At 50.7% G+C, this 26,430-nt stretch carries 25 protein-coding genes; 14 read left to right on the forward strand and 11 right to left on the reverse strand.

Annotation, left to right across the window (positions count from 1 at the left end):
* The first annotated feature begins 75 nt into the window (after positions 1 to 75).
* The 3 genes from znuA to lpxM all read left to right on the forward strand — a co-directional run bounded on the left by znuA (position 76) and on the right by lpxM (position 3,437).
* On the forward strand, positions 76 to 1,008 hold the full coding sequence (znuA, locus tag AABJ99_RS10470; RefSeq protein WP_011076428.1) for a zinc ABC transporter substrate-binding protein ZnuA: 933 nt from the start codon (positions 76 to 78) through the stop codon (positions 1,006 to 1,008).
* A 15-nt stretch (positions 1,009 to 1,023) separates the two neighbouring features.
* Positions 1,024 to 2,346 carry a murein DD-endopeptidase MepM gene (gene mepM, locus AABJ99_RS10475; RefSeq protein ID WP_001184021.1) on the forward strand — a complete coding sequence of 441 codons (1,323 nt, stop codon included), beginning with the start codon at positions 1,024 to 1,026 and terminating at the stop codon, positions 2,344 to 2,346.
* 119 nt (positions 2,347 to 2,465) lie between these two features.
* Positions 2,466 to 3,437, forward strand: a complete 972-nt coding sequence (gene lpxM, locus AABJ99_RS10480; RefSeq protein WP_010364183.1) for a lauroyl-Kdo(2)-lipid IV(A) myristoyltransferase — start codon at positions 2,466 to 2,468, stop codon at positions 3,435 to 3,437.
* 131 nt (positions 3,438 to 3,568) lie between these two features.
* Here the strand turns inward: lpxM and pyk are convergent, their stop codons facing one another.
* Together pyk and hexR are read right to left on the reverse strand one after the other, a co-directional pair.
* Positions 3,569 to 5,011: a pyruvate kinase gene (gene pyk, locus AABJ99_RS10485; protein ID WP_000091148.1), complete on the reverse strand. Its 1,443-nt coding sequence runs from the start codon at positions 5,009 to 5,011 to the stop codon at positions 3,569 to 3,571.
* A gap of 127 nt (positions 5,012 to 5,138) precedes the next feature.
* Positions 5,139 to 6,008, reverse strand: coding sequence for a DNA-binding transcriptional regulator HexR (gene hexR / locus AABJ99_RS10490; RefSeq protein WP_001056694.1), 870 nt, complete (start codon positions 6,006 to 6,008; stop codon positions 5,139 to 5,141).
* 337 nt (positions 6,009 to 6,345) lie between these two features.
* Here hexR and zwf point away from each other — a divergent pair, with 337 nt between their 5' ends.
* The 3 genes from zwf to kdgA all read left to right on the forward strand — a co-directional run bounded on the left by zwf (position 6,346) and on the right by kdgA (position 10,545).
* On the forward strand, positions 6,346 to 7,821 hold the full coding sequence (gene zwf, locus AABJ99_RS10495; protein ID WP_000301730.1) for a glucose-6-phosphate dehydrogenase: 1,476 nt from the start codon (positions 6,346 to 6,348) through the stop codon (positions 7,819 to 7,821).
* Between the two features lie 234 nt (positions 7,822 to 8,055).
* Complete coding sequence (edd, locus tag AABJ99_RS10500) at positions 8,056 to 9,867, forward strand: phosphogluconate dehydratase (protein WP_001069467.1); 1,812 nt, start codon at positions 8,056 to 8,058, stop codon at positions 9,865 to 9,867.
* A 36-nt stretch (positions 9,868 to 9,903) separates the two neighbouring features.
* Positions 9,904 to 10,545 (forward strand): bifunctional 4-hydroxy-2-oxoglutarate aldolase/2-dehydro-3-deoxy-phosphogluconate aldolase, encoded by a 642-nt coding sequence (gene kdgA, locus AABJ99_RS10505; protein WP_039020723.1) that lies wholly within the window; start codon positions 9,904 to 9,906, stop codon positions 10,543 to 10,545.
* Between the two features lie 54 nt (positions 10,546 to 10,599).
* Here the strand turns inward: kdgA and purT are convergent, their stop codons facing one another.
* Positions 10,600 to 11,778 carry a formate-dependent phosphoribosylglycinamide formyltransferase gene (gene purT / locus AABJ99_RS10510; RefSeq protein ID WP_000173499.1) on the reverse strand — a complete coding sequence of 393 codons (1,179 nt, stop codon included), beginning with the start codon at positions 11,776 to 11,778 and terminating at the stop codon, positions 10,600 to 10,602.
* Positions 11,779 to 11,911: 133 nt separating this feature from the next.
* Here purT and yebG point away from each other — a divergent pair, with 133 nt between their 5' ends.
* The 4 genes from yebG (at position 11,912) to ptrB (ending at position 15,880) form a co-directional block, all read left to right on the forward strand.
* On the forward strand, positions 11,912 to 12,202 hold the full coding sequence (yebG, locus tag AABJ99_RS10515) for a DNA damage-inducible protein YebG (protein ID WP_000257738.1): 291 nt from the start codon (positions 11,912 to 11,914) through the stop codon (positions 12,200 to 12,202).
* A gap of 66 nt (positions 12,203 to 12,268) precedes the next feature.
* Entirely contained in the window at positions 12,269 to 12,625 is a 357-nt protein-coding gene (yebF, locus tag AABJ99_RS10520; RefSeq protein ID WP_001295500.1) for a protein YebF, read from the forward strand.
* 326 nt (positions 12,626 to 12,951) lie between these two features.
* Positions 12,952 to 13,611: a tellurite resistance TerB family protein gene (gene yebE, locus AABJ99_RS10525; RefSeq protein ID WP_000024743.1), complete on the forward strand. Its 660-nt coding sequence runs from the start codon at positions 12,952 to 12,954 to the stop codon at positions 13,609 to 13,611.
* A 208-nt stretch (positions 13,612 to 13,819) separates the two neighbouring features.
* Entirely contained in the window at positions 13,820 to 15,880 is a 2,061-nt protein-coding gene (ptrB, locus tag AABJ99_RS10530) for an oligopeptidase B (protein ID WP_039020724.1), read from the forward strand.
* Here ptrB and exoX read toward each other — a convergent pair.
* From exoX to holE, 3 genes are all read right to left on the reverse strand, one after another.
* Positions 15,877 to 16,539, reverse strand: a complete 663-nt coding sequence (gene exoX / locus AABJ99_RS10535; RefSeq protein WP_000944256.1) for an exodeoxyribonuclease X — start codon at positions 16,537 to 16,539, stop codon at positions 15,877 to 15,879. The genes ptrB and exoX overlap by 4 nt on opposite strands.
* A gap of 23 nt (positions 16,540 to 16,562) precedes the next feature.
* Positions 16,563 to 17,219, reverse strand: coding sequence for a carbon-nitrogen hydrolase family protein YobB (gene yobB / locus AABJ99_RS10540; protein ID WP_000011660.1), 657 nt, complete (start codon positions 17,217 to 17,219; stop codon positions 16,563 to 16,565).
* A gap of 101 nt (positions 17,220 to 17,320) precedes the next feature.
* Positions 17,321 to 17,551, reverse strand: a complete 231-nt coding sequence (gene holE, locus AABJ99_RS10545) for a DNA polymerase III subunit theta (protein WP_000916763.1) — start codon at positions 17,549 to 17,551, stop codon at positions 17,321 to 17,323.
* A 138-nt stretch (positions 17,552 to 17,689) separates the two neighbouring features.
* Between holE and yobA the strand changes: the two genes are divergently transcribed.
* From yobA to pphA, 4 genes are all read left to right on the forward strand, one after another.
* Complete coding sequence (gene yobA / locus AABJ99_RS10550) at positions 17,690 to 18,064, forward strand: CopC domain-containing protein YobA (protein ID WP_000204701.1); 375 nt, start codon at positions 17,690 to 17,692, stop codon at positions 18,062 to 18,064.
* Positions 18,065 to 18,067: 3 nt separating this feature from the next.
* Positions 18,068 to 18,940 carry a copper homeostasis membrane protein CopD gene (gene copD, locus AABJ99_RS10555; RefSeq protein WP_039020725.1) on the forward strand — a complete coding sequence of 291 codons (873 nt, stop codon included), beginning with the start codon at positions 18,068 to 18,070 and terminating at the stop codon, positions 18,938 to 18,940.
* Positions 18,941 to 18,952: 12 nt separating this feature from the next.
* Positions 18,953 to 19,294, forward strand: coding sequence for a YebY family protein (yebY, locus tag AABJ99_RS10560; RefSeq protein ID WP_000976467.1), 342 nt, complete (start codon positions 18,953 to 18,955; stop codon positions 19,292 to 19,294).
* A gap of 394 nt (positions 19,295 to 19,688) precedes the next feature.
* Positions 19,689 to 20,345: a protein-serine/threonine phosphatase gene (pphA, locus tag AABJ99_RS10565; RefSeq protein WP_039020726.1), complete on the forward strand. Its 657-nt coding sequence runs from the start codon at positions 19,689 to 19,691 to the stop codon at positions 20,343 to 20,345.
* Here pphA and yebW read toward each other — a convergent pair whose 3' ends face one another.
* The 5 genes from yebW to yebS all read right to left on the reverse strand — a co-directional run bounded on the left by yebW (position 20,346) and on the right by yebS (position 26,400).
* Complete coding sequence (yebW, locus tag AABJ99_RS10570; RefSeq protein WP_001296140.1) at positions 20,346 to 20,537, reverse strand: YebW family protein; 192 nt, start codon at positions 20,535 to 20,537, stop codon at positions 20,346 to 20,348. It lies immediately after the preceding gene.
* Between the two features lie 104 nt (positions 20,538 to 20,641).
* Positions 20,642 to 20,878 carry a YebV family protein gene (gene yebV / locus AABJ99_RS10575; RefSeq protein ID WP_001295499.1) on the reverse strand — a complete coding sequence of 79 codons (237 nt, stop codon included), beginning with the start codon at positions 20,876 to 20,878 and terminating at the stop codon, positions 20,642 to 20,644.
* Positions 20,879 to 20,995: 117 nt separating this feature from the next.
* Complete coding sequence (gene rsmF, locus AABJ99_RS10580; protein WP_039020769.1) at positions 20,996 to 22,435, reverse strand: 16S rRNA (cytosine(1407)-C(5))-methyltransferase RsmF; 1,440 nt, start codon at positions 22,433 to 22,435, stop codon at positions 20,996 to 20,998.
* Positions 22,436 to 22,514: 79 nt separating this feature from the next.
* Positions 22,515 to 25,148, reverse strand: coding sequence for a lipid-binding membrane homeostasis protein YebT (gene yebT / locus AABJ99_RS10585; RefSeq protein ID WP_001360729.1), 2,634 nt, complete (start codon positions 25,146 to 25,148; stop codon positions 22,515 to 22,517).
* The gene (gene yebS / locus AABJ99_RS10590) at positions 25,117 to 26,400 is read right to left on the reverse strand and encodes a membrane integrity lipid transport subunit YebS (protein ID WP_001354731.1); all 1,284 of its coding nucleotides are present in this window, start codon (positions 26,398 to 26,400) and stop codon (positions 25,117 to 25,119) included. Before yebS ends, yebT begins: the two co-directional genes overlap by 32 nt.
* Between the last annotated feature and the right edge of the window lie 30 nt (positions 26,401 to 26,430).

The following is a 26,430-nucleotide window of genomic DNA, read 5'->3' on the forward strand; positions in this document are numbered from 1 at the left end:
AATTTTAGTCTTGCAGTAGTCATGAAATGTTATAATATCACACTTCTCATATTCATTACGATGATTGGTCGCATTATGTTACATAAAAAAACGCTTCTTTTCGCAGCATTATCCGCCGCTCTCTGGGGTGGTGCAACACAGGCCGCAGATGCTGCCGTTGTCGCTTCGCTTAAACCCGTTGGGTTCATCGCTTCTGCCATTGCTGATGGGGTAACAGAAACGGAGGTTTTACTACCTGACGGCGCTTCAGAACATGATTATTCACTGCGTCCATCAGATGTAAAACGCTTACAGAACGCGGACTTAGTCGTTTGGGTTGGCCCGGAGATGGAAGCGTTCATGCAAAAACCGGTAAGTAAATTACCTGAAGCGAAACAGGTAACGATTGCGCAGCTAGAGAATGTGAAACCGCTGCTGATGAAAAGTATTCACGGCGATGATGATGATCACGACCACGCGGAAAAAAGTGACGAAGATCACCATCACGGCGATTTCAACATGCATCTTTGGCTTTCCCCAGAGATAGCGCGGGCTACAGCGGTTGCAATCCATGGAAAATTAGTGGAACTTATGCCGCAAAGTCGAGCCAAACTTGACGCCAACCTGAAGGATTTTGAGGCACAATTAGCCTCAACCGAAAAGCAGGTTGGTAACGAGCTCGCGCCGCTCAAGGGGAAAGGTTATTTCGTTTTTCACGATGCTTACGGCTATTTCGAAAAACAGTTCGGACTGACACCGCTTGGTCATTTTACCGTTAACCCTGAGATTCAACCTGGCGCGCAGCGTTTACATGAAATAAGAACACAGTTGGTTGAGCAAAAAGCAACCTGCGTTTTTGCTGAGCCACAGTTCAGGCCAGCGGTCGTTGAGAGCGTCGCTCGAGGGACATCCGTTCGTATGGGAACGTTGGATCCCCTGGGGACGAATATCAAACTGGGTAAAACAAGCTATTCAGAATTCCTGAATCAATTAGCCAACCAGTATGCGAGCTGCCTGAAAGGAGATTAATGAGGAAGTGATTACGTGCAACAGATAGCCCGCTCTGTCGCCCTGGCGTTTAATAATTTACCGCGACCACACCGCGTTATGTTGGGGTTGCTCACCGTTCTTACTCTGGCCGTCGCTGTCTGGCGGCCCTATGTTTATCACCGCGATGCCACGCCAATTGTCAAAACCATTGAGCTGGAACAGAACGAAATTCGTTCGCTCTTACCTGAAGCCAGTGAGCCGATTGATCAAGCTGCACAAGAAGATGAAGCCATTCCCCAGGATGAACTGGATGACAAAATCGCCGGTGAAGCGGGCGTGCATGAATATGTTGTTTCCACTGGCGATACGCTAAGCAGCATTCTCAATCAGTATGGTATTGATATGGGTGATATCACCCAACTGGCTGCTGCTGACAAAGAATTGCGTAACCTGAAAATCGGTCAACAACTTTCCTGGACATTAACCGCGGACGGCGAATTGCAGCGCCTTACCTGGGAAGTATCTCGTCGGGAAACCCGAACCTATGACCGCACTGCCGCTAACGGTTTTAAAATGACCAGCGAAATGCAGCAAGGGGAATGGGTCAACAATCTGCTGAAAGGTACCGTCGGAGGAAGTTTTGTTGCCAGCGCCAGAAACGCCGGTTTAACCAGCGCCGAAGTGAGCGCAGTGATTAAAGCCATGCAGTGGCAAATGGATTTCCGCAAACTGAAAAAAGGCGATGAATTTGCGGTGTTAATGTCACGAGAAATGCTTGATGGTAAACGTGAGCAAAGCCAACTGCTGGGCGTACGTTTGCGTTCAGAAGGTAAAGATTATTACGCAATCCGCGCTGAAGATGGCAAATTCTACGACCGTAACGGCACTGGTCTGGCGAAAGGATTCTTGCGATTCCCGACGGCGAAACAATTCCGTATCTCTTCTAACTTTAACCCGCGTCGTACTAACCCGGTGACTGGTCGCGTTGCACCGCACAGAGGTGTTGATTTCGCCATGCCACAGGGTACGCCAGTGCTTTCAGTGGGTGACGGTGAAGTGGTGGTTGCCAAACGCAGTGGCGCAGCAGGTTATTATGTGGCTATTCGTCATGGTCGTAGCTACACCACGCGTTATATGCACTTGCGTAAGATTCTGGTGAAACCAGGACAGAAAGTGAAACGTGGCGACCGTATCGCGCTTTCCGGTAATACTGGGCGTTCAACCGGGCCGCATTTGCACTATGAAGTCTGGATCAACCAGCAGGCCGTAAACCCATTGACGGCAAAACTGCCGCGTACCGAAGGACTGACTGGATCCGATCGTCGCGAATTCCTGGCGCAGGCCAAAGAGATTGTGCCGCAGCTACGGTTTGATTAATTAACATCCATTCGCAGCCGGTACGCAGTCAGTACCGGCTTTTTTTATTTGGTGCGGGGCAAGTTGCGCCGCTACACTATCACCAGATTGATTTTTGCCTTATCCGAAACTGGAAAAGCATGGAAACGAAAAAAAATAATAGCGAATACATTCCTGAGTTTGATAAATCCTTTCGCCATCCTCGCTACTGGGGAGCATGGCTGGGCGTAGCAGCGATGGCGGGTATCGCTTTAACACCGCCAAAGTTCCGCGATCCCATTCTGGCACGGCTGGGACGTTTTGCCGGACGACTGGGAAAAAGCTCACGCCGTCGTGCGTTAATCAATCTGTCGCTCTGCTTTCCAGAACGTAGTGAAGCCGAGCGCGAAGCGATTGTTGATGAGATGTTTGCCACCGCGCCGCAAGCGATGGCAATGATGGCTGAGTTGGCAATACGCGGGCCGGAGAAAATTCAGCCGCGCGTTGACTGGCAAGGGCTGGAGATCATCGAAGAGATGCGGCGTAATAACGAGAAAGTGATTTTTCTGGTGCCGCACGGTTGGGCCGTCGATATCCCGGCCATGCTGATGGCCTCGCAAGGGCAGAAAATGGCAGCGATGTTCCATAATCAGGGCAACCCGGTTTTTGATTATGTCTGGAACACGGTGCGTCGTCGCTTTGGCGGTCGTCTGCATGCGAGAAATGATGGTATTAAACCATTCATCCAGTCGATACGTCAGGGCTACTGGGGATATTATTTACCCGATCAGGATCATGGCCCCGAGCACAGCGAATTTGTTGATTTCTTTGCCACCTATAAAGCGACGTTGCCCGCGATTGGTCGTTTGATGAAAGTGTGCCGTGCGCGCGTTGTACCGCTGTTTCCGATTTATGATGGCAAGACGCATCGTCTGACGATTCAGGTGCGCCCACCGATGGATGATCTGTTAGAGGCGGATGACCATACGATTGCGCGGCGGATGAATGAAGAAGTCGAGATTTTTGTTGGTCCGCGACCAGAACAATACACTTGGATATTAAAATTGCTGAAAACTCGCAAACCGGGCGAAATCCAACCGTATAAGCGCAAAGATCTTTATCCCATCAAATAAAAAAAGCCTCTCGCGAGGAGAGGCTTCCGCCGTGTGATAAGTTCAAGTTTGCTTCAGAAGATTCGAAATCTGTTGAACTATCATTGAACTGTAGGCCGGATGTGGAGTTTTCGCCGCATCCGGCAACGTACTTACTCTACCGTTAAAATACGCGTGGTATTAGTAGAACCCACGGTACTCATCACGTCGCCCTGGGTGACAATCACCAGGTCACCAGACATCAAGTAACCTTTATCGCGCAGCAGATTAACCGCTTCGCTGGCAGCTGCGACGCCGTCATTGGCGCTATCAAAGTGCACCGGCGTAACGCCACGATAGAGAGCAGTCAGATTCAGCGTACGTTCATGGCGCGACATAGCGAAAATCGGCAGACCGGAGCTGATACGGGAGGTCATCAGAGCGGTACGACCCGATTCGGTCATAGTGATGATCGCCGTAACGCCTTTCAGGTGGTTAGCCGCGTACATTGCTGACATGGCGATAGCTTCTTCCACATTGTCGAACTGAACGTCCAGACGGTGTTTAGAAACGTTGATGCTCGGGATTTTTTCCGCACCCAGGCAAACACGCGCCATGGCTGCAACGGTTTCTGAAGGATACTGACCAGCAGCAGTTTCTGCAGACAGCATCACAGCGTCAGTACCATCCAGAACGGCGTTTGCTACGTCCATGACTTCTGCACGCGTCGGCATCGGGTTAGTAATCATTGACTCCATCATCTGGGTCGCAGTGATTACCGCGCGGTTTAGTTGACGTGCACGACGGATCAACGCTTTCTGAATGCCGACCAGTTCCGGATCGCCAATTTCCACACCGAGGTCGCCGCGAGCAACCATTACCACGTCAGAGGCGAGGATGATGTCATCCATTGCATCCTGGCTGCAAACGGCTTCCGCACGTTCAACTTTGGCGACAATTTTTGCATCACAACCTGCGTCGCGAGCCAGGCGGCGTGCATAGTTCAGATCTTCGCCGCAGCGCGGGAAGGAAACAGCCAGGTAATCTACGCCAATCAACGCCGCAGTCTTAATGTCTGCTTTGTCTTTTTCGGTCAGCGCTTCAGCCGACAAACCACCGCCGAGTTTGTTGATACCTTTATTGTTGGAGAGCGGACCGCCGACGGTCACTTCGGTGAATACTTTCATGCCTTGAACTTCCAGTACTTTTAACTGGACGCGACCATCGTCCAGCAGCAGGATGTCACCAGGCACGACGTCAGCAGGCAGGCCTTTGTAGTCGATACCGACTTTTTCTTTATCGCCTTCACCTTTACCCAGGTTGGCGTCGAGCAGGAATTTATCCCCAATATTGAGGAAAACTTTGCCTTCTTTAAAGGTGGATACACGGATTTTGGGCCCCTGGAGGTCACCCAGAATAGCCACATGACGCCCCAGTTTTGCGGCAATCTCACGAACTTTATCCGCGCGCATTTTGTGATCTTCAGGAGAGCCGTGAGAAAAGTTCATCCGTACAACGTTTGCACCCGCAGCGATAACTTTCTCAAGGTTATTATCGCGATCTGTTGCTGGGCCTAACGTGGTAACGATTTTTGTTCTGCGAAGCCTTCTGGACATGTAATACTCCGTTGACTGAAACAACCAGGTGTTGCTTGAACATGAAATCCGAATGAAATAACGCCGTTATGGCGATAAAGTAATCTCATTCGGATGTCGTATAAGATTAGAACAGTGACAGTCGTTTTTAGCGATCGTCACTTAAATTAAGTAACTGCTTATCAAAACGCGATTCCTTCAGCGCTTCCTTGACCCGCTTCAAGTTATCTCTGAATTTTGCACCGCGTCGCAAAGTAAATCCTGTCGCCAGCACATCTATCACGGTCAGCTGCGCAAGTCGAGAAACCATGGGCATATAAATGTCAGTATCTTCCGGTACGTCGAGGGTAATTGCCAGCGTTGCTTCCCGGGCGAGCGGGGTACCCGCAGAGGTGAGGGCAATCACCATGGCGTCGTTTTCGCGTGCCAGCTGCGCCAGCTCGACCAGATTTTTTGTTCTTCCCGTGTGAGAAATCAGCACCACCACGTCTCCGTCGCTACAATTCATACAACTCATGCGTTGCAGCACGATATCATCGGAGTACACCACCGGAACATTAAAACGAAAGAACTTATTCATTGCATCGTGGGCAACGGCGGCTGAAGAGCCTAATCCGAAAAAGGCGATTTTTTTTGCCTGAGTGAGCAAGTCGACGGCGCGGTTGATGGCAGATTTATCCAGTGAATGACGGACATGATCGAGCGTTGCCATTGCCGACTCAAATATTTTCCCCGTGTATGATTCAACGCTGTCATCTTCATTGACGTTGCGATTAACATAGGGAGTGCCATTCGCCAGACTTTGTGCCAGATGCAGTTTAAAATCAGGAAAACCGCGCGTGTCCATGCTGCGACAGAAACGATTCACCGTCGGTTCGCTAACATTGGCTTCCAGCGCCAAAGCAGCAATACTCGAATGGATCGCGTTATCGGGCGAAGCCAGAATGACCTCGGCAACTTTGCGCTCTGATTTGCTCAAATGTTCCAGCTGAGACTGGATTTTTTCCAGCATATTCATGATGTAAAGAGACTCACGGGTAATGACGATTTCCGCACTGAAAGAAATCGAAATGCAGTTTTGTCAGATATTACGCCTGTGTGCTGTGTTAATGACAAAAGCAGATAAAAAAGTTGTTATTTTTTTTCATAACATGATCAGTGTCAGATTTTTACCCAATGGGAAACGATGATTTTTTTATCAGTTTTGCCGCACTTTGCGCGCTTTTACCGTAATCGCACGGGTGGATAAGCGTTTACAGTTTTCGCAAGCTCGTAAAAGCAGTACAGTGCACCGTAAGAAAATTACAAGTATACCCTGGCTTAAGTACCGGGTTAGTTAACTTAAGGAGAATGACATGGCGGTAACGCAAACAGCCCAGGCCTGTGACCTGGTCATTTTCGGCGCGAAAGGCGACCTTGCGCGTCGTAAATTGCTGCCTTCCCTGTATCAACTGGAAAAAGCCGGTCAGCTCAACCCGGACACCCGGATTATCGGCGTAGGGCGTGCTGACTGGGATAAAGCGGCATATACCAAAGTTGTCCGCGAGGCACTCGAAACTTTCATGAAAGAAACCATTGATGAAGGTTTATGGGACACCCTGAGTGCACGTCTGGATTTTTGTAATCTCGATGTCAATGACACAGCTGCATTCAGCCGTCTCGGCGCGATGCTGGATCAAAAAAATCGTATCACCATTAACTACTTTGCCATGCCGCCCAGCACTTTTGGTGCAATCTGCAAAGGGCTTGGCGAGGCAAAACTGAATGCTAAACCGGCACGCGTAGTTATGGAGAAACCGCTGGGGACGTCGCTGGCGACCTCGCGGGAAATCAACGATCAAGTTGGTGAATATTTTGAGGAGTGCCAGGTATACCGTATCGACCATTACCTTGGTAAAGAAACGGTGCTGAACCTGTTGGCGCTGCGTTTTGCTAACTCCCTGTTTGTGAATAACTGGGACAATCGCACTATTGATCATGTTGAGATTACCGTGGCAGAAGAAGTGGGGATCGAAGGGCGCTGGGGCTATTTTGATAAAGCCGGTCAGATGCGCGATATGATCCAAAACCACCTGCTGCAAATTCTTTGCATGATTGCGATGTCTCCGCCGTCTGATTTGAGTGCAGACAGCATCCGCGATGAAAAAGTCAAAGTACTGAAGTCTCTGCGCCGCATTGACCGCTCCAACGTGCGCGAAAAAACCGTACGCGGGCAATATACTGCGGGCTTCGCCCAGGGCAAAAAAGTGCCGGGCTATCTGGAAGAAGAGGGCGCGAACAAGAGCAGCAATACAGAAACCTTCGTGGCGATCCGCGTCGACATTGATAACTGGCGCTGGGCCGGTGTGCCATTCTACCTGCGTACTGGTAAACGTCTACCGACCAAATGTTCTGAAGTCGTGGTCTATTTCAAAACACCTGAACTGAATCTGTTTAAAGAGTCGTGGCAGGATCTGCCGCAGAATAAACTGACTATCCGTCTGCAACCTGATGAAGGCGTGGATATCCAGGTACTGAATAAAGTTCCTGGCCTTGACCACAAACATAACCTGCAAATCACCAAGCTGGACTTGAGCTATTCAGAAACCTTTAATCAGACGCATTTAGCAGATGCCTATGAACGTCTGCTGCTGGAAACCATGCGCGGTATTCAGGCACTGTTTGTACGTCGTGATGAAGTAGAAGAAGCCTGGAAATGGGTGGACTCCATTACTGAAGCGTGGGCGATGGACAATGATGCGCCGAAACCGTATCAGGCCGGAACCTGGGGACCGGTTGCCTCGGTGGCGATGATTACCCGTGACGGTCGTTCCTGGAATGAGTTTGAGTAATATCTGCACTCATCCTTTATGGTTATTTTACCGGTAACATGATCTTGCACAGATTGTAGAACAATTTTTACACTTTCAGGCCTCGTGTGGATTCACCCACGAGGCTTTTTTTATTACACTGACTGAAACGTTTTTGCCCTATGAGCTCCGGTTACAGGCGTTTCAGTCATAAATCCTCTGAATGAAACGCGTTGTGAATCATCCTGCTCTGACAACTCAATTTCAGGAGCCTTTATGAATCCACAATTGTTACGCGTAACAAATCGAATCATTGAACGTTCGCGCGAGACTCGCTCTGCTTACCTCGCCCGGATAGAACAAGCGAAAACTTCGACCGTTCATCGTTCGCAGTTGGCATGTGGTAACCTGGCACACGGTTTCGCTGCATGCCAGCCAGAAGACAAAGCCTCTTTGAAAAGCATGTTGCGTAACAATATCGCCATCATCACCTCCTATAACGACATGCTCTCCGCGCACCAGCCTTATGAACACTATCCAGAAATCATTCGTAAAGCCCTGCATGAAGCAAATGCGGTTGGTCAGGTTGCAGGCGGTGTTCCGGCGATGTGTGATGGTGTCACCCAGGGGCAGGATGGAATGGAATTGTCGCTGTTAAGCCGCGAAGTGATTGCGATGTCTGCGGCGGTGGGGCTGTCCCATAACATGTTTGATGGTGCGCTGTTCCTCGGTGTGTGCGACAAGATTGTCCCGGGTCTGACGATGGCAGCCCTGTCGTTTGGGCATTTGCCTGCGGTGTTTGTGCCGTCTGGACCGATGGCAAGCGGTTTGCCAAATAAAGAAAAAGTGCGTATTCGCCAGCTTTATGCTGAAGGTAAAGTGGACCGCATGGCGCTGCTGGAGTCAGAAGCTGCGTCTTATCATGCGCCGGGAACATGTACTTTCTACGGTACCGCCAATACGAATCAGATGGTGGTGGAGTTTATGGGGATGCAGTTGCCGGGCTCTTCTTTTGTTCATCCGGACTCCCCGCTGCGCGATGCTTTGACCGCTGCCGCTGCGCGCCAGGTTACACGCATGACCGGCAATGGTAATGAATGGATGCCGATCGGTAAGATGATAGATGAGAAAGTGGTGGTGAACGGTATCGTTGCACTGCTGGCGACCGGTGGTTCCACTAACCACACCATGCACCTGGTGGCGATGGCGCGCGCGGCCGGTATTCAGATTAACTGGGATGACTTCTCTGACCTTTCTGATGTTGTACCGCTGATGGCGCGTCTCTACCCGAACGGTCCGGCTGATATTAACCACTTCCAGGCGGCGGGTGGCGTCCCTGTTCTGGTGCGTGAGCTGCTCAAGGCGGGTCTGTTGCATGAAGATGTCAATACGGTGGCGGGCTTTGGTCTTTCTCGCTACACCCTCGAACCATGGCTGAATAATGGTGAACTGGACTGGCGGGAAGGGGCGGAAAAATCACTCGACAGCAATGTGATCGCTTCCTTCGAACAACCTTTCTCTCATCATGGTGGGACAAAAGTGTTAAGCGGTAACCTGGGCCGCGCGGTTATGAAAACCTCTGCCGTGCCGGTTGAGAACCAGGTGATTGAAGCGCCTGCGGTTGTTTTTGAAAGCCAGCATGACGTTATGCCGGCCTTTGAAGCGGGTTTGCTGGACCGCGATTGTGTCGTTGTTGTCCGTCATCAGGGGCCAAAAGCGAACGGAATGCCAGAATTACATAAACTCATGCCGCCACTTGGTGTATTATTGGACCGGTGTTTCAAAATTGCGTTAGTTACCGATGGACGACTCTCCGGCGCTTCAGGTAAAGTGCCGTCAGCTATCCACGTAACACCAGAAGCCTACGATGGCGGGCTGCTGGCAAAAGTGCGCGACGGGGACATCATTCGTGTGAATGGACAGACAGGCGAACTGACGCTGCTGGTAGACGAAGCGGAACTGGCTGCTCGCGAACCACACATTCCTGACCTGAGCGCGTCACGCGTGGGAACAGGACGTGAATTATTCAGCGCCTTGCGCGAAAAACTGTCCGGTGCCGAACAGGGCGCAACCTGTATCACTTTTTAAGACGACAAATTTGTAATCAGGCGAGAGAAAACTCTGATGAAAAACTGGAAAACAAGTGCAGAATCAATCCTCACCACCGGCCCGGTTGTACCGGTTATCGTGGTAAAAAAACTGGAACACGCGGTGCCGATGGCAAAAGCGTTGGTTGCTGGTGGGGTGCGCGTTCTGGAAGTGACTCTGCGTACCGAGTGTGCAGTTGACGCTATCCGTGCTATCGCCAAAGAAGTGCCTGAAGCAATTGTGGGTGCCGGTACGGTGCTGAATCCACAGCAGCTTGCAGAAGTCACCGAAGCGGGTGCACAGTTCGCAATTAGCCCGGGTCTGACCGAGCAGCTGCTGAAAGCTGCTACCGAAGGGACTATTCCTCTGATTCCGGGGATCAGCACTGTTTCCGAACTGATGCTGGGTATGGACTACGGTTTGAAAGAGTTCAAATTCTTCCCGGCTGAAGCTAACGGCGGCGTGAAAGCCCTGCAGGCGATCGCGGGTCCGTTCTCCCAGGTCCGTTTCTGCCCGACAGGTGGTATTTCTCCGGCTAACTACCGTGACTACCTGGCGCTGAAAAGCGTGCTCTGCATCGGTGGTTCCTGGCTGGTTCCGGCAGATGCGCTGGAAGCGGGCGATTACGACCGCATTACTAAGCTTGCGCGTGAAGCTGTAGAAGGCGCTAAGCTATAAAAGTCAAAATGCCCGATCGTGAATCGGGCATTTTTGTAGCGTTTTTCGCCGGGGTTAAGCTTGTACTTTTACCTGTGCTGCGGCGTGCTTTGCGCGCTCAATCGCTTCATCAACGCTCTCAGCGGTCGCCAGCGCTACACCCAGACGACGGCTGCCATCAATTTCCGGCTTACCAAATAAACGAATCTGCAAACCTGCCCCTACGGCATTCTGCACATTATCAAACGTGACATTCTGACTGGTCAGTTGTGGCAGGATAACGGCAGAAGCTGCAGGACCATACTGACGGATCCCGCCAACCGGAAGTCCGAGAAAGGCTCGCACATGCAGGGCAAACTCCGAGAGATCCTGAGAAATTAACGTCACCATCCCGGTATCATGTGGGCGAGGGGAGACCTCACTGAAAATCACCTCATCACCACAGACAAACAGCTCGACACCAAACAGCCCATAACCGCCCAGTGCCAGCACCACTTTACGGGCAATCTCTTGCGCACGTTCCAAAGCCAGCTGGCTCATTTGCTGTGGTTGCCAGGATTCACGATAGTCGCCATCTTCCTGGCGATGACCTACCGGTGCACAGAAATGGACGCCATCCACCGCGCTGACGGTTAGCAGGGTAATTTCAAAATCAAACTTAACGACGCCTTCAACAATTACGCGGCCCGCTCCGGCGCGTCCACCTTGCTGAGCGTATTCCCACGCATGTGTAAGCTGCTCGGCGGAACGAATAAACGTCTGCCCTTTGCCGGAAGAGCTCATTACCGGTTTAACTATGCAGGGATAGCCAATAGCGGCAACTGCTTCGCGGAAAAGACTTTCACTATCGGCAAAACGATAAGTTGAAGTGGGTAGCTGCAGTTCTTCTGCCGCCAGGCGACGGATACCCTCGCGATTCATCGTTAATTTCGTTGCGCGAGCGCAGGGGACAACATTCCGTCCTTCCTTTTCAAGCTGGATCAGCATATCGGTGGCAATAGCTTCGATCTCCGGCACGATATAATGTGGTTTTTCCAGTTCAACCACACGGCGTAATGCATCACCATCAAGCATATTAATGACATGGGAGCGATGCGCGACATGCATGGCTGGTGCGTCGGCATAGCGATCGACGGCAATCACCTCTACGCCGAGACGCTGACACTCGATTGCCACTTCTTTACCCAGTTCACCGGAGCCTAATAACATCACGCGAGTTGCTGCCGGACGCAGCGCAGTGCCTAATAACGTCATAACGAATATCCCCTGATTAATTCCGCGCGCAGTATAAACGAAAACGTTTGCGCGTGTCTTTATTGTTGATGTTGATTTCCCAATCGAGAAGAAATATACTGTATAAAATCACAGTTATTATGAGAGGCTGCAAATGGCGGTTGAAGTTAAATACGTAGTCATTCGTGAGGGCGAAGAGAAAATGTCGTTTACCAGCAAAAAGGAAGCCGATGCTTATGACAAAATGCTTGATACGGCGGATCTGCTTGACACCTGGCTGACAAATTCTCCAGTGCAAATGGAAGACGAGCAACGTGAAGCCCTTTCGCTATGGCTGGCAGAACAAAAAGATGTGCTGAGCACCATTCTGAAAACCGGCAAATTACCGTCCCCACAGGTCGTCGGTGCTGAATCCGAAGAGGAAGATGCCTCACACGCGGCCTGAAGCAACTTGCGCTCCTGACAATTTGTACCATGCTTTCTCCTGAATCATTGTGCTATGGAGAAAAACATGAAAAAAAGAGGGGCGTTTTTAGGGCTGTTGTTGGTTTCTGCCTGCGCATCAGTTTTCGCTGCCAATAATGAAACCAGCAAGTCGGTCACTTTCCCAAAGTGTGAAGGTCTGGATGCTGCCGGAATTGCCGCGAGCGTAAAACGTGATTATCAACAAAATCGCGTGGCGCGCTGGGCAGATGATCAAAAAATTGTCGGTCAGGCCGATCCTGTGGCATGGGTCAGTTTGCAGGACATTCAGGGTAAAGATGATAAATGGTCAGTACCGCTAACCGTGCGTGGTAAAAGTGCCGATATTCATTACCAGGTCAGCGTGGACTGCAAAGCGGGAATGGCGGAATATCAGCGGCGTTAATGGCCTCTGATAATTCGATTGACCGTCGGCGGATGCGGCGCGAGTGCCTGGTCCGCCCTACAAGGCACCTCAATCGTAGGCCTGGGAAGACGCAACAGCGTCGCATCGGGCAATCAGCATCAAACAATGCCACTCAAAACGTCAAATTACGTTCACCTAAAATACCCTTATCACCTGATATACAGTGAACACCTTACCTGGCGCGAATTTCTTTGAATAACGGCCTGCCGACCCGCTTATTTGCGCATCTTTTGTCTCGATATACATTTTCTGACATCCTCATCCGCTATGCTACAGGCACTAAAAATGGTTATTGAGGAGCAAATATGGCTAACTGGTTAAATCAACTGCAATCCCTGCTTGGGCAAAGCAGTTCTTCTACCTCCTCGTCTGCGGATCAGGGATTGGGCAAACTTTTAGTGCCTGGCGCATTAGGCGGACTGGCTGGGCTGCTGGTCGCAAATAAATCAGCACGTAAACTTCTTACGAAATATGGCACCAACGCGTTGCTGCTTGGCGGCGGAGCGGTAGCGGGTACGGTGCTGTGGAATAAATACAAAGATAAAATTCGCGCGGCGCATCAGGACGAACCGCAGTTTGGCGCGCAAAGTACGCCGCTGGATGAGCGTACGGCACGTTTGATCCTTGCGCTGGTCTTTGCCGCTAAAAGTGATGGTCATATTGATGCCAAAGAACGTGCGGCAATCGACCAGCAATTGCGTGAAGCCGGCGTGGAAGAGCAGGGGCGTGTACTCATTGAGCAGGCAATAGAACAACCGCTGGATCCACAACGCCTGGCTACCGGGGTCCGCAATGAAGAAGAGGCGCTGGAAATCTATTTCCTGAGCTGCGCGGCTATTGATATTGACCATTTTATGGAACGCAGTTACCTGAATGCACTGGGTGACGCGCTGAAAATCCCCCAGGACGTTCGTGAAGGTATTGAACGCGATCTCGAACAGCAAAAACGTACTTTGGCGGAATAATTCCGCTCTCTGGATAGCCTGAAGTTGACTATTTCGGGCTATCCAGAACCGCACAGCCATTTGAACAGGCTGATCTTCTCTGTCTGCATAACATTCGAAATCCGCGCCATTACCTGTCATCATCTAAGCAATGACTCCCCTGTTTCGCTTGCATCCCCGGTGAGTTTTGCCACCCTTATAAGATGTTTCAACCAGAAAGAACAATAACATGCTACCAAAAGCCGCTCGCATTCCCCGCGCCATGACGCTTCATGGCGATACGCGCATCGATAATTACTACTGGCTGCGGGACGATACGCGTTCTCAGCCGGAAGTGCTGGACTACCTGCAGCAAGAAAATAGTTACGGTCATCGGGTGATGGCCTCGCAACAAGCCTTACAGGATCGCATCTTAAAGGAAATCATCGACCGTATTCCGCAAAGAGAAGTTTCTGCGCCCTACATTAAAAATGGTTACCGCTACCGGCATATTTATGAACCAGGCTGTGAATATGCTATCTACCAGCGTCAATCGGCGTTCAGCGAAGAGTGGGATGAGTGGGAAACATTGCTCGATGCCAACAAGCGCGCGGCGCACAGTGAGTTTTATTCGATGGGCGGAATGGCGATTACGCCCGATAACACCATTATGGCTCTGGCAGAAGATTTTCTTTCCCGACGCCAGTACGGAATTCGTTTTCGTAATCTGGAAACAGGTAACTGGTATCCGGAACTGCTGGATAACGTTGAACCCAGCTTTGTCTGGGCAAATGATTCCTGGACTTTCTACTATGTTCGCAAGCATCCGGTGACGCTGCTTCCTTATCAGGTCTGGCGTCACGCCATCGGTACGCCAGCATCGCAGGATAAACTGATCTACGAAGAAAAAGACGATACCTATTACGTCAGCCTGCATAAAACGACCTCGAAGCACTATGTAGTCATCCATCTGGCCAGCGCCACCACCAGTGAAGTTCGCCTGCTGGACGCGGAAATGGCCGATGCCGAGCCGTTTGTTTTTCTGCCGCGACGCAAAGATCACGAATACAGCCTTGATCACTACCAGCATCGGTTTTATCTGCGTTCCAACCGCCACGGCAAAAACTTTGGCTTATACCGTACCCGTATGCGTGATGAGCAACGGTGGGAAGAGTTAATTCCGCCACGCGATAACATTATGCTGGAAGGGTTTACGCTGTTTACCGACTGGCTGGTGGTTGAAGAGCGTCAGCGCGGGTTAACCAGTTTGCGCCAAATCAACCGCAAGACCCGGGAAGTCATTGGCATTGCCTTTGATGATCCGGCCTATGTGACCTGGATTGCCTACAATCCAGAACCTGAAACCGCGCGATTGCGTTATGGTTATTCTTCCATGACCACACCAGATACTTTGTTTGAACTGGATATGGATACCGGTGAGCGTCGTGTATTAAAACAAACGGAAGTTCCCGGTTTTGATGCGGCGAATTACCGCAGTGAACACCTGTGGATAGTCGCCCGTGATGGCGTCGAAGTCCCGGTTTCGCTGGTTTATCATCGCAAACATTTTCGCAAAGGACACAACCCGCTACTGGTGTATGGCTACGGTTCTTACGGCGCAAGTATTGATGCCGATTTCAGTTTTAGCCGCTTGAGTTTGTTGGATCGTGGATTTGTCTACGCCATTGTCCATGTTCGCGGCGGTGGTGAGCTGGGGCAACAATGGTACGAAGACGGAAAATTTCTGAAGAAGAAAAATACGTTTAATGATTATCTTGATGCCTGCGATGCATTGTTAAAACTGGGCTATGGCTCTCCTTCGCTCTGTTATGCGATGGGCGGGAGTGCGGGGGGCATGTTGATGGGCGTTGCAATTAATCAACGCCCGGAATTGTTCCACGGCGTTATCGCCCAGGTACCATTTGTTGATGTTGTAACAACGATGCTTGATGAATCAATTCCTCTTACCACTGGTGAGTTTGAAGAGTGGGGGAATCCGCAGGATCCGCAATATTACGAGTACATGAAAAGCTACAGCCCGTATGACAACGTTACCTCCCAGGCTTATCCGCATTTGCTGGTAACGACCGGTTTGCACGATTCTCAGGTGCAATATTGGGAACCGGCAAAATGGGTCGCTAAATTGCGCGAGCTGAAAACCGATAACCATCTTTTATTGCTCTGTACCGACATGGACTCAGGCCATGGCGGTAAATCTGGTCGCTTTAAATCGTATGAAGGCGTAGCGATGGAATATGCTTTTCTGGTCGCGCTGGCACAGGGAACATTACCCGCTAAGCCAGTAGATTAAGTATTTTCCAGATAATGTTTCAGTGTTAAACGCAGCTCCGGGCTCATGCTGTCCAGGTTATTAAATAACCAGCGCAGATAGCCCGGATCGCGTTCGGCAACGTCGGAAACCGCTTTGCCACGGTATTTGCCAAAGGTGAAGGTCGTCATCAACGATGGACGTCCGGTGATATCGGCCATCTGTTCTGCCGTCCAGCCGGAGGTGTTCATAATATCGATAAGCAACGCAGCGGTGATATAACAGTCATACAACGCGCGGTGATGATGCAGGCCCGGCGGCGTCTGTACATTGAGCTTCCGTGTTTTATATAACGCCATATTGCTGTACTTGATCCCTGGCCACAGACGACGGGCCAGTTTCATAGTGCAAATCCACTCACCGGGCATCTCAGGCAGTACGCGGCGGTCAAAGCTGGCGTTGTGCGCGACATACCATTCACTACCGTAATAGTGCGGGATCACATCTTCAATCCACGGTTTATCGGCGACCATGGCTTCGGTGATGCGATGAATCGCCATCGCCTGTGGACTAATAGGACGATCGGGGCGCACCAGGTGGCTCATGGGGTTGACGATTTTTCCGTCAATGACATCAACAGAGGCAATCTCAACGATCCCTCCCTGCAAACCGCAGGTTTCTGTATCGATAATGCGCAACATGGCATGCTCCAGGCCGAAAAAGCCTAGCGTAATGGAATGATATCGCCTTGCCAACCCTGTGATGAACGCTGACCGACTAACAATAATGAACCACGATCGGCGCGAACGATGAGACGACCATGTTCATCCCATAGTGCACTGTTACCACGGGCATTTGCCATCAGCACGGCAATTGAGTACTGATGTGAAAAAAATTGTAAGCGGCGGGTCGACGCCAGCAGGTCGGGTTCCCCCAGACATTGCCCTGTCGTAAATAGTGAACAGGTCGGATCCATATCCATACCTTGCGGTTGTTCATCGACCACCGTGATGGTTCTGGAACGACGGCCCAGACATGCACCATGACTCTGATGGTAGATCCCTGGCGTTTTTCGCCACGGTGCGAACACCGCAATTCCACGAATAAAGCGATCGTTATATTCAACGGGAAGGCCGGCAATGATGGTCATTCGCCAGGTCGTTGCAGCATAACAAAGCGGGTCTAACAGCGAGAGATCGGGGGGGGCAGGAAGGGCACGTCGCGAATAATCACACCCCAGTAAAGAAAGCGATGGAAAAACTAACAGCTGACATTGTTGCCTGGCGGCGGCCCTCACAAACTCCAGATGATGAGCTACCTGTTCGGTCAGTGAGGTTTTACGAGGCTCATATTGCGCTGCTGCAACTTTCCAGAACGACATAATGACTTCCTTTTCAAAATGACTGCAAATTATGGGTGCGGTTTAGAAAATACTCATAATTTAGCAGGCGTTATGTAAGAAAGTGTAACTCTGTATAAGTTTTATTTAAGTTTGGGCTCGTAAGGTAAACGTGACAGATTGACCGAAGCCAAACGGTGGGCGATAAGCCGCTCGCGAAACCAGCTGCGCAAATGTTCAGGCTGTTCACGTTCAACCGCTTCAGCGATCACCGGCATATTGTAGCGTTCTTTAAATGCCACCCCGGCTGCCGCCAAATCGACATTCACTTTATCCATTTCTGTTTGATCCAGTTTAGCCAGATTCTTCAGCATTCTTAATCTCCTCATCATTCGCGGGCAAAAGTTACTAAGAGTGAGCCTGGATGGCAAGCCGGAATTGATGATCCTCGACTCAGACATTAGACAAGGTTATGCTCTGTAAAAAAGTTATTACAAAAAGGAATAGATAATATGACTTCAACTGCACGCTCCCTTCGCTACGCGCTGGCAATCCTGACCACTACGTTGGTGACACCTTCCGTCTGGGCACATGCGCATTTAACGCATCAGTATCCTGCGGCAAACGCGCAAGTGACAGCTGCCCCGCAGGCAATCACTTTAAACTTCTCGGAAGGCGTTGAAACAGGATTCAGTGGTGCAAAAATCACGGGGCCAAAAAACGAAAATATTAAAACATTACCGGCGAAGCGGAATGAGCAGGACCAAAAGCAACTGATTGTTCCACTGGCCGATTCGCTGAAACCCGGAACCTACACCGTTGACTGGCATGTTGTTTCGGTGGACGGGCATAAAACGAAAGGACACTATACCTTTAGCGTGAAATAAATCATGCTGGCGTTTACCTGGATCGCGCTGCGATTTATCCATTTCACCTCGCTGATGCTGGTTTTTGGCTTCGCAATGTACGGTGCCTGGCTGGCCCCCTTAACGATTCGTCGCTTGCTGACGAAGCGTTTTCTGCGTTTACAACAGCACGCTGCCGTCTGGAGTTTGAGCAGTGCCACTGCAATGCTCGCAGTTCAGGGCGGGTTGATGGGAACGGGATGGTCAGATGTATTTTCGCCAAACATTTGGCAGGCTGTTTTGCAAACGCAGTTTGGTGGCGTCTGGTTATGGCAAATTGTTCTCGCCCTCGTAACGTTGATCGTCGCCCTTATGCAACCGCGGAATATGCCACGTTTGCTGTTTATGCTCACTACCGCGCAATTTATTCTGCTGGCGGGAGTCGGGCATGCGACGCTGAATGAAGGGGTAACGGCGAAAATCCATCAGACTAATCACGCGATTCACCTGATCTGTGCGGCGGCGTGGTTTGGAGGATTACTTCCGGTGCTCTGGTGTATGCAACTCATCAAAGGCCGTTGGCGACACCAGGCTATTCAGGCGCTGATGCGTTTTTCCTGGTGCGGGCATTTTGCGGTGATCGGCGTACTGGCAAGCGGCGTGCTTAATGCATTGTTGATTACCAGATTTCCCCCCACGCTTACGACTTACTGGGGCCAACTCTTATTGCTCAAAGCCATCCTGGTGATGATTATGGTGGTCATCGCGCTGGCTAATCGTTATGTTCTTGTACCGCGCATGAGGCAGGATGAAGATCGTGCGGCTCCCTGGTTTGTGTGGATGACTAAACTCGAATGGGCGATAGGTGCGGTAGTGCTGGTGATCATCAGCCTGCTTGCGACTCTCGAACCTTTTTGATGGATTACGAAAATGATGAAAAAAAGTATTCTGGCGTTTCTGTTACTCACCAGTTCTGCAGCGGCGCTGGCGGCACCGCAGGTGATTACCGTCAGTCGTTTTGAAGTGGGTAAAGACAAATGGGCATTTAACCGCGAAGAGGTGATGCTGACATGCCGACCGGGCCATGCGTTGTATGTTATTAATCCGAGTACCCTCGTGCAGTATCCTTTGAACGATATCGCACAAAAGGAAGTCGCCAGCGGGAAGACCAATGCCCAGCCCATTTCGGTGATTCAGATTGATGATCCTAACAATCCAGGTGAAAAAATGAGTCTGGCACCGTTTATAGAGCGAGCTGAAAAACTCTGTTAATTACCTAAAATAGCCTTTTGATTTCCAATAAAAAACCGCCTCAGTTCTTTCACCAGAACAGGCGGTTTTTAACATTTAAGCTGATGACCACCACGCTTTTTATTGACCATTTTGCACGCAAACTGGAAAACCTGGCGTCGTCATCTATTCTTAAAGGGCAAGGCAACTAAGCCTGCATTAATGCCAACTTTTAGCGCACGGCTCTCTCCCAAGAGCCATTTCCCTGGACCGAATACAGGAATCGTGTTCGGTCTCTTTTTATCTGTTAAAAGCCAGAAGCATTCCCTTCGCTGACTTTATAGTCAACCATAACACACACTCTACTGTCTGAGTCCAGCGTTTTTTAACATTCTTGTTAAGATTATGTGATCTTTAGCGCGGGAGGAAAATATTGATGAAACAGCCTGCGCCCGTTTATCAGAGAATTGCGGGTCATCAATGGCGACATATCTGGCTTTCAGGCGATATACACGGTTGTCTTGAGCAGTTGCGCCGCAAATTATGGCATTGTCGTTTTGATCCGTGGCGAGATTTACTTATCTCAGTGGGAGACGTTATCGATCGTGGGCCGCAAAGTTTACGCTGTCTGCAGTTACTGGAGCAACGTTGGGTTCGTGCGGTAAGAGGCAATCATGAACAGATGGCGATGGATGCGCTGGCATCCCAGCAGATGTCTTTGTGGTTGATGAATGGCGGCGACTGGTTTATTGCGCTGGCAGATAATCAACAGAAACAAGCGAAAACGGCGCTGGAAAAATGTCAGTATTTGCCCTTTATTCTTGAAGTACACAGTCGCACCGGCAAACATGTTATTGCCCATGCCGATTATCCGGATGATGTTTATGAATGGCAAAAGGACGTCGATTTGCATCAGGTCTTGTGGAGCCGCTCACGATTACGTGAAGGCCAAAAAGGGCAGGGAATTACAGGTGCTGATCATTTCTGGTTTGGTCATACACCGTTGCGCCATCGCGTGAATATTGGCAACCTGCATTATATTGATACCGGTGCTGTCTTTGGGGGAGAATTGACTCTTGTGCAATTGCAATAATTAAAAATCACCGTACTCCTGTGCAGGTCGCCAGAAACCATCTATAAAATCCTCAATCGGAAAACAACCGCCATGGCGGATCCGTTGATCGCTCATAGAATAAAGACACTGTTGTTCCGTGTTGTAGACATCCACAACAATATCTTCACAACCGCCATCCAGGTAGCAAACAAAAAGTACCAGCGCGAACATTTCATCCCCGAAGTGTGGTGCCGTACCGTTAAGTTTAGGAGAGATTTTACAACGGGGGAATAACCAGGACAAATAACCCGCCATGCCGACGGGTTCTTTTTGGATCAGGCAAGACGCATAATCCAGGCATCAGATTGTTGATCGTAACGGGTACGGTAAAGGACAGAGTGTTCGCCATTTAGCAGGGCAGGGATACTGGTTTCAGCATCCCAGGCATCCAGTTGCATACATAAATCGGGGTCTGATTTACAAGGAATGGTTAACGTTCGATCACCCGGCGATTCGCCGTGTAATTCGCCGTCGTCGATTTCAAAAGCGCCTATGCGCACACTGGTTTTCATCTTCGTGCTCTCCATTTAGCTGCCGGTTGTGGTACGACCAGTCCGATCGCACCATTTTTCAGCCTAGTTGAGGCAGCCGAATGTGCCAGTCAAAAAGTGCGCTTTTTTTGTGCGCTGTCAGGCGTTACCTGTAAAAAGTTTCCCGTCCCGCACCAGTTCACGCGGGTAGCTGTTTTTCAGTCGCGAACCAATCCGTTTGGCTAAACCAATCGGCTGATGCTGGAAAGTAACCAATACATCATCCGCTACTGGCGCGGCTTGCGGGTAAACATCGCGCCCGCGATACCACTCTTCCGCTTCCTGCGGTGTCAGTTCAAAAGCGTTCACATTGTCGGGGGAGGCAAGGGCAATAACCGCTTCATGCTGCCAGCGATAACCTTTGTTATGTGTTTCGGCAAGTTTAATCCCCAACCGAGAAAATCGGACTTTACCGATCAAGGCTTCAATGCCCACCGGGAACAACCACAGTTCTTTGTCGCGTTGCCAGAGTCGCAGGTTTCCATCCCAGTTTAAGCCAACACTTGCAGCCGCCTGACGAATTTGACCGGCTTCGCGATCTTTCACCGGGCTAAACGGGAAATTGCCCACTTTGTATTTTGGGGCGGGTAAGACGGGGATCGCCTGAGTTTTACGCAGACGAGCAACGAAGAAGCCTTCGCAGTCGTAAATTTGTGGGAAAACATGCAAAAAGCCTTCTTCGGTCAGCGCCTTATTTGCACCAGGGAAGAGATCGCCAAGCGGTAAAAACTCTACTGCGTCGGGGTAAGTCTCTTTCAGCCACCGGCAGACGGCTTCATTTTCTTCCTGGTTTAAGGTACAGGTCGAGTAAACCAGCGTACCGCCAGGGCGTAATGCATGAAAGGCGCTGTCGATCAGTTCCCGTTGGGTAGCTGCGATTTCCTGATTGCTTTCTGGTGACCAGTTTTTTAGCGCATCGGGATCTTTACGCACCACGCCTTCGCCGGAGCAGGGAGCGTCCAGCAAAATGGCATCGAACATTTCTGGCACTCCCGCACCAAATACACGGCCATCAAAATGCGTGAGCGCAACATTACGGATGCCACAGCGGCTGATATTGGCATGTAACACTTTTACCCGACTGGCGGAAAACTCATTGGCAAGGATCGCCCCTTCGTTATTCATCCGCGCGGCAATTTGCGTCGTTTTGGAGCCGGGCGCGGCAGCGACATCCATCACCCGCTGTGGTGCATTACCGTCAGCAAACAAGGCGGCGACGGGCAACATTGAACTGGCTTCCTGAATATAAAACAGGCCACTTAAATGCTCGGCGGTACTACCCAATGGCAAGGCATCTTCATCGTTGCGTTCAATCCAGAAACCTTCTTCACACCACGGAATTGGCGTAAGCGTCCAGCCATAAGGGGCGGTTAATTGCAGGAAATCAGCAACGGAGGTTTTAAGCGTATTAATGCGAATGCTGCGGCGCAACGGGCGCTGACAGGCGGCAAGAAAATCATCAAAAGAGAGCGTCGAAGGCATCGCTTCGCGCATTTGTGTCAGAAAGGCGTCCGGGAAATAAACGGTGTGTTGGGCCACGAGCATGTACCACTGGCAAAAAAACAGGCGCGCAGTTTAGCATAAACGCTCCGGCGCAGGCACGCCGGAGCAGTGGGCATTATTTGGGAAGCGCTGTTCCCCATTCACGCCACTCTTTCGGTTCACTTTCCTGCAACAGGAAGTGCTTGCCTTCCTGGGCTTTCGGTGCCAGCGGCGTACCCGGAGGCGTAGCGAAGGCGATGCCGCCACGGATAAACTGGTTAAAGGTGCCGGTTTTCACGACGCCGCCCGTCAGACCAAAGTCCAGACTGTAACCCGATGCCAACCAGAAGACGGAATTGTTACGCACCAGGTGTTGATAGCGTTTACTGATGCGCATCGCAATCATCACGCGATCTGACAATGTCCCCAGCGTCATTCCGGTAACCGTACCGACTTCCAGACCACGGAACAGCACAGGCGTACCGATGCCTAACGAACCGGCTTCCGGCGCTTCAACAATAATGCTTAAGCCATCCAGGTAACGCGAATCAGTTATGGTGGCCTCTTGTAATTCAAAGTCACGGCGAGGATTGCCCCGACCAGGCTCGACGTTGATATACGGCTGGAGGATAGTATCAAGATGCTCAACGCCAGCTGCCGAAATTTGCGGTGTGACCACTGAGAAGCGTGTACCACCGCGTGCAAAGGTCTGGACATATTCCGGATAGAGCACCGCCTTTGCCTGTACTTCATTGCGCGCGGTAATCAGATCCAGCGTCTGAATTTGCCCGATATCAATACCGAGATAGCGAATTGGCATCCCGACTGCCAGTTTTCCGGCATCGAAAGCGTGGAGCGTAATCTGTCCGCCAACCGCACGGGCCGCTGTTTCGGAAGCATACAGAATTCGCTTGTCACCTTTACGTTGGCTGGCGCTGGCACCGCTGAGGTTATCGAAGCTAATAGCCCCCTTTAATGCTCTGGAGAGCGGGGATGCCTGTACAGTCAGACCACTACCATTTAGCTGAACTTTCGCCCCACCTTCTGCCCAGAACACGCTGTTGCTGGTCAGAAGGTTGCGATACTCCGGCTTAATATGCAGATCGATATCAAACGCGTTAGCTCGCGGACGCACAGTAATAACTTCACCAACTTCAAATTTACGGTACAGCACTACCGATCCTGCCTGCACATCCGGCAGCGTCTCTGCACTCAAACTCACGGTTGTGGTGGGTAAATCGCTAAGGCTGTTCTCCAGCGCTTTTTCCAGATTGGCATACAGTGGATAGCTGGCTTTCATCTCGCCTTTATCGCCTGGCAGAATACGTATCCCGCCGTTAATCCATTCTGAGGCGCTGGCACCGAGAAATTCAACGCCATCCAGCCCCACCTTCACGTCGACACGGCTGTTGACGACAAATTTGCTATCGCCTTTTACCAGTTCGCGATGCTGAGGCTCGATGGCGACGGTAAAGGTGACGCCTTTGCTGGTGAGTTTACGATCGATAACCTGGCCTACCTGCACGCCGTGAAGAATGAGCGGCTGACCAGCATCAATGCCGTAACTTTCTGGTGCTGTCAGGGTCAGCGTCAGAACATCTGGCTCATGGAGCAGGGCTTTTTCGCCAGGAACAACAATAAACTCTTTACGTGGCTCACCGTCGCCCGGCACCAACTCGAAGGTTTTGCCGGTCAGCAGGGCACTGAGATTAGCATCGCTAAGGGATAATTTTGGATTACGTAATTCGATGCGGGTATTTTCCCGTAACAGCGTGACGACGCTGGGATCAACGGTCATTTCCCCAGTGACTTTACCACCAGGATTTAAATCCAGTTTAGTCAGCTGTCCGACTTCCAGCCCCTGATACATTAACGGCGTCGAGTCGGCGGTTAATCCGGCCCCACTCGGCAGTTCCAGTTTTATTATTACGCCACGCTGGCTGTGGGCGAGATCTTCATAAAGACCAAAGGTATCTTCCGCCTCGGCAGGTTTCGACTCTTCAGGTGAATCGAAGGCAATCGCACCGTTAACCAGTGCCGCCAGACTTTCCAGTTTCACCTTCGCACCACTGATACTGACGTTGGCATCAACGCCAGAAACGTTCCAGAAACGGCTACCTTTTTTCACCAGATCGGTAAAACGCCGCTCGATCAGGACATCTATCACCACACCTTGTTTATTGGGATTGATGGCATAGTCGTAGACTTTACCCACCGGGATCTTGCGGAAATAGACCAGTGAACCACTGTTCAGTGAACCGAGATCGGGGGCTTGCAGGTGGATCATCAGATCGCCATTATCCAGCCGATATTTCGGTTGGGTATCGAGTGCGACAAAGTGATCCTGCTCTTTACCTTTACCCGGCATCATGCCGATATAGTTACCCCCGACGAGGGCGTCCAGCCCGGAGACACCTGCCAACGAGGCTTTTGGCGTCACCAGCCAGAACTGTGTCTCCTCGCGCAGCGCATCTTTCATATCAGACTTGATGCTGACTTTGACTTCAATCTTACGAAGATCGTCGCTCAGGCTGATATCCTGCACTGTTCCGACCTCAACGCCCTGATAACGAACAGGTGTGCGGCCCGGGACGATACCGTCCGCCGACATAAAGTCGATGGTGACGGTATTACCCCGATCCTGATAACTGTCCCAAATCAGCCAACCGGCAATCATAAGCGCGATGAACGGCAGCAGCCAGAAAGGTGAGATACGGCGTTTATTTTTAATCTGCGCTTCAGTCGTCGAAGCGGGCGTTTCCTGACTCATGTGCATCCCAAAGTAAGCGGCTGTCCAGCCATTCCACAGCAAGAATAGTCAAAATTACCGCTGCGCCGAAATAAAACGCAGCCGGTCCCATAGTAAAAGCGAGTATCTGATCGCGATTAATTAGCGACATGGTTAAAGATATGACAAACAGGTCGAGCATCGACCAGCGACCGATCCAGGTCACCATCCGCAGTAACAGAATCCGTGTGCGTAAACCTTGCTGGCATTTAAAATGAATGCTCAACAGTAAAGTGAACATGACGATCACTTTGGTAAATGGCACCAGAATACTGGCGATAAACACGATGCCGGCGACCGCAATGTTGCTACTTGCCAGCGACATAATCCCGGAAAGAATCGTATCTTCCTGCCGCCCACCATTCAGATAAATGATAGAAATAGGTAACAGGTTGGCAGGTAACAACAACACGATTGATGCTAACAGCGCCGCCCAGCACTTTTGCAGACTATGACGGCGACGCAGGCGTAGCGGGATATGGCAACGCGGGCAGCGACCACGCTGATCGGGATAGCCGGTAAAATGGCATCCCAGGCAGACACGAAGTTTCTCGTCCCTACGCGTAGCGGGGCGCTGTGGATAAAATCGCGCCCACAGTTCCTCTACATTAAGATGTGACAACGTCACCGTGGTCAATATCACTAATGCAACAAAAGAGAACAGACCAATACCCGCCTGAATGTGCGCATAATCCTGCACCTTTATAGAAGCAACGCCAATACCGACCAGATAGATGTCCAGCATCACCCACTCTTTCAATCGCTCAAGCATCAGCAGTACCGGGCGTAGATTCATTCCCAGTCGGTTACCAAACCATAAATAAGCTATGGAGGTCACCAGAATAAGAGGGGCACCAATAACGCAAAAAAAGACCATCGCCCCCGTTATTGCATCGCCCTGTTTGGTCATTTGCCAGATGCCTTGCATGACATTGGCGTCAATACGAATACCTAACAGCCAGATATGCAACAGCGGTTCGCCCCAGGCAAACGGCATCAGCAACAGCATGGTGAATGCCATTGCTGCCAGGCGCGTTAGCGACCAGTCGCGCCCGTCACGAATTTTTGCCTGACAGCGCGGACAATAGGCACTTTGATGAGAGTTTATCTCGGGTAGGCTAAACAGCATGTCACATTGCGGGCAACGTTGGTAATCACCACGCGGCAGTTCCTCGCCAATTGCCCTCACTGTTATCTTTTTTGTCGGCGTAATTTGTGGTGTGTTAAGAGCCATGACGTGCCAAATGTAATAAGAATTAACATT

Source organism: Escherichia coli (assembly GCF_036503815.1).
Classification (GTDB): Bacteria; Pseudomonadota; Gammaproteobacteria; order Enterobacterales; family Enterobacteriaceae; genus Escherichia; species Escherichia coli_F.